The sequence below is a fragment of the Thermus neutrinimicus genome (assembly GCF_022760955.1).
Taxonomy (GTDB): Bacteria; Deinococcota; Deinococci; order Deinococcales; family Thermaceae; genus Thermus; species Thermus neutrinimicus.
On sequence record NZ_JAKTNU010000032.1, the window covers coordinates 1 to 8,001 of the forward strand.

Genomic DNA, 8,001 nt, shown 5'->3' on the forward strand with positions numbered 1-8,001 from the left:
TACTACCAGCGGCAGAAGGTGGAAGCGGACCGGAGGCGGCAGGAGGCGGATGAGAAGGCGGTGGCCCTGATGCGGGAGGTTTTGGGGGAGCACCCCCAGTACGGATACCGCCGGCTGGCGCGGGAGCTCCGGCGCCGGGGGGTGGTCATCAACGAGAAGCGCATCCGCCGGTTGCTCAAGGAGTTCCACCTGGCCTTGGGACGTAAGGTTCGCAAGCCCAAGCCCAACCCCCTTTTGGAGATTGTCCTTCTGGCCGGGGACCGGGCTGACCTGAGGGCCTTCCTTCTCCGGGAGCGAACGCCAGAGCCCTTTGAACTCTTGTACACCGACTTCACCCTCCTTCCCTACCGGGGGGGTAGGGTCTGGTTCTTGCCCATCCTGGATCACGCCACGAGGGTGGTTCTGGCCTGGGGGGTATATCCCTCCCCTACGGCGGAGGCGGCCCTGGAGGTGTGGGAGCGGGCCAAGGCCTACATCCAGGAGAGGAGGGGAGGCCTGCCCCGGGCCATTGTGCACCACGACCAGGGGGGAGCTTTCTTGAGCCACGAATGGGTGGGGCAGCTTTTGCTGGGGGATGGGCAGCGGGTTTCCTACAGCCTGATGGGGCCGCGGGGGAACCCGGTGATGGAGTCGTTTTTCTCGCGGTTTAAGTGGGAGAACAGGGACCTGTTTTTGGAGGCCAAGGACCTGACGGAGCTGAGGGGGGTGATAGAGGAAAGGCTGCAATACTACCATGAAGGGAGGCTCCATTCGGGGCTAGGGTACAAAAATATTGAGGGCTCACATGCAGGAGGGAAGCATAGTGTACAAACTTAGGGGCGCAAGCTCCTTCCGCCGGAGGCGGACACAGGATAAAAGGGTGGATGTGGTAGCTTATACCCGCAACAGATGCTCAAGGCCTTCAAGTACCGCCTCTACCCCACCAAGCCCCAAACCAGGGACCTTGAAGGGACCCTTGAGCTCTGCCGCCAGCTGTACAACGCCGCCCTCCAGGAGAGGAGGGATGCCTACAAGAAGGCCGGAAGGACTATCGGCTTCTACAAACAGAAGAGGCACCTACCCAAGATACGGGCCGAGTTGCCCGAGTACAAGCGCATCCACTCCCAGGGGTTGCAAAACGTTATCAACATAAGGGCTACGTCCGTGACCGAGCGGGTGGATAGGGCCTTCCAGGGCTTCTTTCGCCGGGTGAAGAGGGGACAGAAACCAGGCTACCCCCGCTTCAAGGGAAAGGGACGCTACGACTCCTTCACCTTCCCCCAAGCTGGGACTACCGGGGTCAAGGTTCAGGATGGAGGCAAGAGGGTCTTTCTCTTTGGCCTCGGCTCGGTCAAGCTCAAGTTCCACCGCCCCCTGGAAGGCGAGATAAAGACGGCCACGGTCAAAAGGGGAGGGGACCACTGGTACATCGTCTTCGTCTGCCAAGTGGAAGCCAAACCTTTGCCTCCCACTCCCAGGACTATCGGGATAGACCTGGGCACCAACCCCTACTTCCTGGTCACCTCCGAGGGGGAGAGGATCGAAGCCCCAAGGTACCTTCAAAAGGCCCAGGATAAACTTGCCCGAGCACAACGTTCCCTCTCCAGGAAGAAAAAGGGGAGTAACCGCTACAGGAAGGCCAAGGCCCACCTGGCTAAGCCCCACCGTAAGGTTGCCCGTCAGAGAAAGGACTTCCACCACAAGCTAGCGAGGAAGCTGGTGAACACCTATGACACCATCGTTCACGGTCACGGGCATAGCCCGTACCTTGAGGACCTGAACATCCTTGCCCTCTCGCGTACCCCCGTCGCCAAAGGGGTACACGATGCAGGGTGGGCACAGTTCCTAGAAATCCTCGCCTACAAAGCGGCGGAGGCTGGTAGGCGGGTCATTGCCGTAGATCCCCGATACACAAGCCAGGACTGTCCAGTTTGCGGCCACCGGGAGAGGCGTCCCCTCTGGGTACGGCAGTACGCCTGCCCCATGGGCGGGGCCTTCAGGAGAGGTTCTCCTGGTCACGGGCGTGGCCCGTATCTTGGGAAGCCCCGGACTTTAAGTCCGGGGAGTCGTCACCCTAAGGCAGGTTCGGGCGGGCGCGTTTGGGCCAGGGCCTCGAGGGCCCCCCTTAGCACCTCTATCCCTTTCAGGAACTCCTCCACCTCTATGTGTTCATGGGGGGTGTGGTCCAGGGTGGAATCCCCGGGGCCGTAGGCCACCATGGGCACGGGCCAGTGGGGGGCCAGGACGTTCATGTCGCTGGTTCCGGTTTTCAGTTTGAAGACGGGTTTCCCCCCAGCCTTGCGGATCCCCTGCCTTAGGGCCCGGGTCAGGGGGGTGTCCTTGAGGCCCAGGTAGGGCACCTCCCGGCCGAAGAACTCCAGCTCTATGGTGGGGGGGGCATAGGCGGTGAGGTGGCGGATGGCCTCCTCCGGGGGGAGCCTGGGCGGGAGGCGCAGATCAAAGAACATCTCCGCCACCTGCTTGAGCTCCGCGGGCTGGATGCGGAAATCCCTTAGGGTGTACTGCACCTGGTCAAAGGCCCTCTGCCCCACGTTCATGGCCTCCGCCCAGGCCTTGATGGCCACGAAGTAGCTGATGAGCTCCTCCGCGGCGTTGGGCTCGTGGTGGGCGGAGTGGAAGTTGTCCTTTTCCCGCCTTGCCCTTACCAAAAGCCTTCCCTTGTACCCCAGGGTGATGCCCTCCCAGCCCGAGGGTTCCCCGATGATGACGTAGTGGGGCTTAAGCCTGGGGGCCACGAAGCGGGCTCCCTTGGAACTGGGGGCCTCCTCTTCGGTGGCCCCCACCAGGTGGACGGTAAGGCGCCCCTTCGCCTCCTCGGAAAGCCCGGCAGCGGCCAGGATCATGGCCACGAAGGGGCCCTTGGCGTCCACCGCTCCCCGGCCGAAGAGCTTGTTGCCCTCAAGGCGCACCGGCACCACCCCAGGCACGGTGTCGATGTGCCCCAGGAGGACCACCTGGATGGGGCCATGGCCCGTCTGGCCGCGGGCGTTGTCCGCCTCGTCCACAAAGCCTTTAAGGCCGAGCCGCTCCATGCCCTCCGCCAGGTACTCCGCCACCAAGCGCTCCTCACCGGAGGGGGAGGGGATCTTCAGAGCCCCCATCAGGAACTCAACGGGGTCCAAGGCGTTTGCGCTCATGTCATTGGGTTAGTACAGCCCGCACCGCCTCCACCACCCGTTCCAGATCGGCCTTTTCTATCACCAACGGGGGAAGGAAGCGGATCACCGTGGGACCCGCCTGCAGGGTCAGCACCCGGTGCTCCTTTTCCAGGCGCTCGATGTAGGGGGCAGCCTTCTCCTTGAGCTCGAGGCCCACCATGAGCCCGAGCCCCCGCACCTCGCGGATCTTGGGAGAGGGGATCTCCCGTAGCCTTTCCATGAACCAGGGTCCCAGCTCCGCGGCCCTTTCCCAAAGCCGGGTGCGCTCCAGGTAGCGCAGGGCGGCCACCCCGGCGGCCATGGCCAAGGGATTCCCCCCGAAGGTGGTGCCGTGGCCCCCCTTGGGCATGCTCCTCGCCACCTCCTCCCGCATCACCGCCGCCCCCATGGGCACCCCGCCCCCTAAGGCCTTGGCCAGGGTCAGGATGTCGGGCACCACCCCGTAGTGCTCAAAGGCGAAGCGCCTTCCCGTACGTCCCATGCCGGTCTGGATCTCGTCCAGGATCAGTAGGGCACCCTTTTCCCAGGTAATCTCCCGGGCGGCTTCCAGAAACTCCCTGGTGGCGGGGCGCACCCCCCCTTCCCCCTGCACGGGCTCGAGGATCACCGCCGCGGTCTCCTCGTCCACCGCCTTCCTTAGGGCCTCCACATCGTTATAGGGGATGAACTCCACGGGGCCCAAAAGGGGTAGGAAGAGTTCCCGGTACTTGGGCTCCCAGGTGACGGAGAGGCTTCCTAGGGTGCGCCCTGAAAAGCCCCGCATGGCGGCCACCAGCTTCCGCCTCTTGGTGTGGGCCCAGGCGAACTTGATGGCCGCCTCGTTGGCCTCGGTGCCGGAGTTGGTGGGGAAGACCCGGTTGAGCTCCTTGGGGAGAAGGCTCACCAGGGTGCGGTAGAACTCCCCCCGCATGGGGGTGGGCAGGGTCTGGGGCATGGAGAGGAGGGTCTCCGCCTGCCTCTTGATGGCCTCCACCACCTCGGGGTTGGCGTGGCCCAGGTTGGCCACCCCGTAACCCCCCACGCAGTCGATGTACTCCTGGCCCTCGGCATCCCAGACCCTGGCCCCTTGCCCCCGTACCAAAAGGAGGTCGTGCTTGGTGTAGACGCCCGTGTCCAGGCTCTTTTCCGCTTCCAGAAGGGTCCGCCAGTCCACATTTGCCCCAACCATCCTCGCCTCCAAAAGAAAAGCCCCCGGGCGGGCCCGGGAAGCCAGGCTTCCCAGGCCCCATCAGGTTTTGCCCCAGGTGGCCATCTCCCCTTCAGGGTAGGGGGGCGGGACCTCCTTGTCAACGGATAGACTGGGGAGGTGCTGGCCTATGTGGGCTTGGGCTCCAACCTGGGGGACCGGGCGGGCTACCTTCTATGGGCCCTTTCCCACCTTTCCCGGCTCCCTGAGACCCGTCTCCTCCGTCTTTCCCCCGTGTACGAAACCGAGCCCGTGGGCCCACCCCAGCCCCCCTACCTGAACCTGGTGGCGGAGGTGGACACGGGGCTTTCCCCGAGGGTTTTCCTGAAGGGGCTTCTGGGGATAGAGCAAGGCCTGGGGCGCAAGCGGGAGGAGCGCTGGGGGCCGAGGACCATAGACCTGGACCTCCTGCTCTACGGGGACCTGGTCCTAAGGGAGGAGGGCCTCGAGGTGCCCCATCCCAGGCTCCACGAGCGGGCCTTCGTCCTGGTGCCCCTGGCCGACCTCATCCCCGAAGGGCGCCATCCGGTGCTGGGGCGCACCTTTGCCCAGCTCCTCGCCCCCCTGGACCGAAAGGGGGTGCGGCCCTTTGTGCTATAGTGGGGGCATCGCGGATCCGAGCCGCGCAAAGGGAGAAGGAAAGTGGAGCTAGAAGCTGGAAGCGTTGTAGAGGGCCGCGTGGTGCGGGTTACGGATTTTGGCGCCTTTGTGGAGCTCCCGGGGGGCGAGCAGGGCCTGGTGCACATCTCCCAGATCGCCCACGAGTTCGTGAGGAACGTGCGGGACTTCCTCAACGAGGGGGACATCGTCCAGGTGATGGTGAAGGGGCGGGACGCCAAGGGGCGTTTGGACCTTTCCATCAAGGACCTCACCCCCGCTCCGGAAGGGGCCCCGCCTCCCAGGCCTAGGCGCCTGCCCAAGCAGTCCCCCGAGTTTGAGAACAAGCTAAAGAGCTTCCTGCGGGGCACCGGGGGTTTCGGCGGCAAGGGGGGCAAGAAGGGCGGCAAGCGGAAGCGTTAACCCAAAGGGTTCCCCCGGGGGTTTGTGTCCCCGGGGTTTTGCTTTAAAGTGATGGGGTATGGCGAAGCCCATAGAGGTTACCGACGCCAACTTTGACCAGACCTTAAGCGGACACCCCTTGGTCCTGGTGGACTTCTGGGCGGAGTGGTGCGCTCCTTGCCGCATGATCGCTCCCATCCTGGAGGAGCTGGCCAGGGAGTACGAGGGGAAGCTTATCGTGGCCAAGCTGGACGTGGACGAGAACCCCAAGACGGCCATGCGCTACCGGGTCATGAGCATCCCCACGGTGATCCTCTTCAAAAACGGCCAGCCGGTGGAGGTCCTGGTGGGGGCCCAGCCCAAGCGTAACTTTGAGGCCAAAATCCAGAAGCACCTCCCCGCCAGCGCATGAGGATCGCCCTGGACGCCATGGGGGGCGACAGGGCCCCTGCGGTCACGGTCCAGGGGGCCGTTTGGGCGGCTAAGGAAGGGGTGGAGGTCCTCCTGGTGGGGGAGGAGGCCCGCTTGCGGGCCGAGCTTGCCCGTTTGGGGGCCTCCTTGCCCATCCACCATGCCCCGGACTGGATTCCCATGGAGGAGCACGCCACGGAGGTGAGGAAGCGCCGGGACAGCTCCATCATGGTGGCCATGGACCTCCTGAAGCGGGGCGAGGTCCAGGCGGTGGTCTCCATGGGCCATACCGGGGCCACCATGGCCGCGGCCCTCTTTACCCTGGGGCGGGTCAAGGGGGTGGAAAGGCCCGCCCTCTTGGTGGAGTTTCCCAGCCAAAAGGGGCGCACCTTCCTCCTGGACGGGGGGGCCAACGCGGACTGCCGCCCTTCCTTCTTGGTGCAGTTCGCCGTTATGGGCCTGGCCTATGCCGAGGCCAGCGGCCTCAGGGACCCGAAGGTGGGCCTTCTTTCCATCGGCGAGGAGGAGGGTAAGGGCAATGCCCTGGTGCTGGAGACCTACCCCCTGCTGAAGGCGGCCCTGGGAGAACGGTTTTTCGGCAACGTGGAGGGGCGGGACATCTTCTTGGGCACCGCGGAGGTGGTGGTCACCGACGGCTTTACCGGGAATGTGGTCCTGAAGCTGGCGGAGGGGGAGGCCAAGGTCCTCCTCGGCTGGATCAAGGAAGCCCTCACCTCGAGCCCCTTGGCCCGGCTGGGGGCCCTTCTGGCCCGGGGGGCTTTGCGGAGGGTGAAGGAGAGGGTGGATCCCGCCCAATATGGGGCCATGCCCCTTCTGGGTGTGGAGGGAGCGGTCTTCATCGGCCACGGTTCCGCGGACGCTTTGGCGGTGAAAAATGCCCTTCTTAGGGCCAGGAACCTGGTGGCGGCGGGGCTTTTGCAACGGGTGCGGGCGGGCCTTTCCGCTTTACACGTCTAGGATCACCTGGGCCTTCCACACCCCATTTTCCCGGCTCACCTCTAGGCCGTGGAAGGTGGCGCTTTTCACTTCCCCCTGAAAGCCAAAGCCCTCCTGGAAGGGCTCGCCCCAGAGGGTGGCGGTGAGGCGGTAGCCCCTGGCTTCCTGCTTCACCTGGACCCGCGCCTTCCCGGGCACGAAGGCCTTGGTCTGGATCAGGTAGATGAGCTCGTTGAGGAAACGGACCAGGAGGGTTTCCAAGTCCTCCGCCTCCAGGGAAAGGCGCTTGCGCCGGCTTCCGCCTTCTGGGGGAAAGAGGAACATCACCTGGAGAAGGCCCTTTAGGGCCGCCTGGAAGAGGTCCTCGAGGCTTTCCGCCTCCAGGAGGAACCCCACGTCCGCGGTGTGGTCCAGAGGCTTTACCACCATGGCCCCTCCTGCGTGCCCCTTGCCCCGGGGAGGTGGTAGGTTTCCGTCCAGAGCCTTTCCGGATACCTTTCCATGAAATCCAGCAGGGACAGGGCCTGGGTCCGGTGCTGGGCCAGGGCCTTAAGCTTCCGGGCCAAGGCCCATTCGGGGAGGTGCAGGCGGTGGGTGACGGGCCAGGAGCCTTCGGGCCGCACGAAGTACACCACCTGGGCCAAACCCTCCGCCGCCCGGGTGGCGTAGCGGCTTGCCGCCACGTGGTCGGGGTGGCCGTTGATGCCGTCAGGGGGAAAGGTAAGGACATAGCGGGGCCTTTGGGCAAGAAGCCTTTCCCGGATGGCCGCTTCTGCCTCGGGATGGTCAAGGAGGCCCTTTCCCGAGGCAAGGCCACGGGGGTCCTCCGCCGCCCTGTGCTCCGAGGAAACCGCCTGGGGTAGGGCATTGGGGAAGGAGAGGACCTCGAGGAAGTCCACCTCCAGGATCCCCGCCGCCCGCTCAAGCTCCTGGGTCCGCACCCGGGGCAGCTCCTCTGGGGGGCAAAGCCCCAGGGTTCTCCCGGCCTCCCCTCGAGTGAGGGTGAGGATGCCCGTCCTGAGCCCGGCCTTTTTGGCGAGAAGAAGCACCCCGCCAGCACCAAAGCTCTCGTCGTCGGGATGGGGAACCATCACCAAGAGGTCCAGCATGCCCCCATCTTGACAGAAAGCCCCCCGCCTGGTACATTCAATGTTGCGCCGGTTGGACCGGCGGGGGATCTTGAAAGCGCAGGAATAGGGCAAACCACGAAACAAAACGCCTTCGGGCGTACTTTTATTTGGAGAGTTTGATCCTGGCTCAGGGTGAACGCTGGCGGCGTGCCTAAGACAT

General features: G+C 64.7%; 9 protein-coding genes and 1 pseudogene. 6 read left to right on the plus strand and 4 right to left on the minus strand.

All coding sequences use genetic code 11. The annotated features are described in order from the left end of the window. Together L0C59_RS10835 and L0C59_RS10840 are read left to right on the plus strand one after the other, a co-directional pair. Nucleotides 1–816 (plus strand): IS3 family transposase (locus L0C59_RS10835; RefSeq protein WP_243091345.1); only part of this gene is annotated, 816 nt, incomplete at its 5' end. 72 nt (nucleotides 817–888) lie between these two features. Continuing rightward, nucleotides 889–1,911, plus strand: a pseudogene (locus L0C59_RS10840) (RNA-guided endonuclease InsQ/TnpB family protein); the annotation flags it as partial. Nucleotides 1,912–2,048: 137 nt separating this feature from the next. Here the strand turns inward: L0C59_RS10840 and L0C59_RS10845 are convergent. Together L0C59_RS10845 and lysJ are read right to left on the minus strand one after the other, a co-directional pair. Then, nucleotides 2,049–3,137 carry a [LysW]-lysine hydrolase gene (locus L0C59_RS10845; RefSeq protein WP_243091346.1) on the minus strand — a complete coding sequence of 363 codons (1,089 nt, stop codon included), beginning with the start codon at nucleotides 3,135–3,137 and terminating at the stop codon, nucleotides 2,049–2,051. Between the two features lies 1 nt (nucleotide 3,138). Then, nucleotides 3,139–4,326, minus strand: coding sequence for a [LysW]-aminoadipate semialdehyde transaminase LysJ (lysJ, locus tag L0C59_RS10850; protein ID WP_243091347.1), 1,188 nt, complete (start codon nucleotides 4,324–4,326; stop codon nucleotides 3,139–3,141). Between the two features lie 138 nt (nucleotides 4,327–4,464). On the opposite strand from lysJ, the gene folK reads away from it, so the two are divergent. Genes folK through plsX form a run of 4 tightly spaced genes read left to right on the plus strand, consistent with a single transcriptional unit; the run spans nucleotide 4,465 to nucleotide 6,732 of the window. After that, entirely contained in the window at nucleotides 4,465–4,944 is a 480-nt protein-coding gene (folK, locus tag L0C59_RS10855; RefSeq protein WP_243091348.1) for a 2-amino-4-hydroxy-6-hydroxymethyldihydropteridine diphosphokinase, read from the plus strand. Between the two features lie 42 nt (nucleotides 4,945–4,986). Next, nucleotides 4,987–5,364: an RNA-binding protein S1 gene (locus tag L0C59_RS10860; protein ID WP_243091349.1), complete on the plus strand. Its 378-nt coding sequence runs from the start codon at nucleotides 4,987–4,989 to the stop codon at nucleotides 5,362–5,364. Between the two features lie 58 nt (nucleotides 5,365–5,422). Then, nucleotides 5,423–5,755, plus strand: coding sequence for a thioredoxin (gene trxA, locus L0C59_RS10865; RefSeq protein ID WP_243091350.1), 333 nt, complete (start codon nucleotides 5,423–5,425; stop codon nucleotides 5,753–5,755). Next, nucleotides 5,752–6,732 (plus strand): phosphate acyltransferase PlsX, encoded by a 981-nt coding sequence (gene plsX / locus L0C59_RS10870; RefSeq protein WP_243091351.1) that lies wholly within the window; start codon nucleotides 5,752–5,754, stop codon nucleotides 6,730–6,732. The genes trxA and plsX overlap by 4 nt, the downstream gene beginning before the upstream one ends. On the opposite strand, the gene L0C59_RS10875 is transcribed toward plsX, so the two are convergent. Both L0C59_RS10875 and L0C59_RS10880 read right to left on the minus strand, forming a co-directional pair. Further along, entirely contained in the window at nucleotides 6,721–7,140 is a 420-nt protein-coding gene (locus tag L0C59_RS10875; protein ID WP_243091352.1) for an archease, read from the minus strand. The genes plsX and L0C59_RS10875 overlap by 12 nt on opposite strands. Beyond that, a complete protein-coding gene (locus L0C59_RS10880) occupies nucleotides 7,131–7,820 on the minus strand; it encodes a PIG-L deacetylase family protein (RefSeq protein WP_243091353.1) in 690 nt (229 codons plus the stop codon). The genes L0C59_RS10875 and L0C59_RS10880 overlap by 10 nt, the downstream gene beginning before the upstream one ends. Nucleotides 7,821–8,001 lie beyond the last annotated feature (181 nt).

Bases quoted from the DNA above. Each gene is read 5' to 3' on its own strand.
- L0C59_RS10845 (WP_243091346.1), bottom strand. From the start codon at position 3,137: ATGAGCGCAAACGCCTTGGACCCCGTTGAGTTCCTGATGGGGGCTCTG.
- lysJ (WP_243091347.1), bottom strand. From the start codon at position 4,326: ATGGTTGGGGCAAATGTGGACTGGCGGACCCTTCTGGAAGCGGAAAAG.
- trxA (WP_243091350.1), top strand. From the start codon at position 5,423: ATGGCGAAGCCCATAGAGGTTACCGACGCCAACTTTGACCAGACCTTA.
- plsX (WP_243091351.1), top strand. From the start codon at position 5,752: ATGAGGATCGCCCTGGACGCCATGGGGGGCGACAGGGCCCCTGCGGTC.
- L0C59_RS10875 (WP_243091352.1), bottom strand. From the start codon at position 7,140: ATGGTGGTAAAGCCTCTGGACCACACCGCGGACGTGGGGTTCCTCCTG.
- L0C59_RS10880 (WP_243091353.1), bottom strand. From the start codon at position 7,820: ATGCTGGACCTCTTGGTGATGGTTCCCCATCCCGACGACGAGAGCTTT.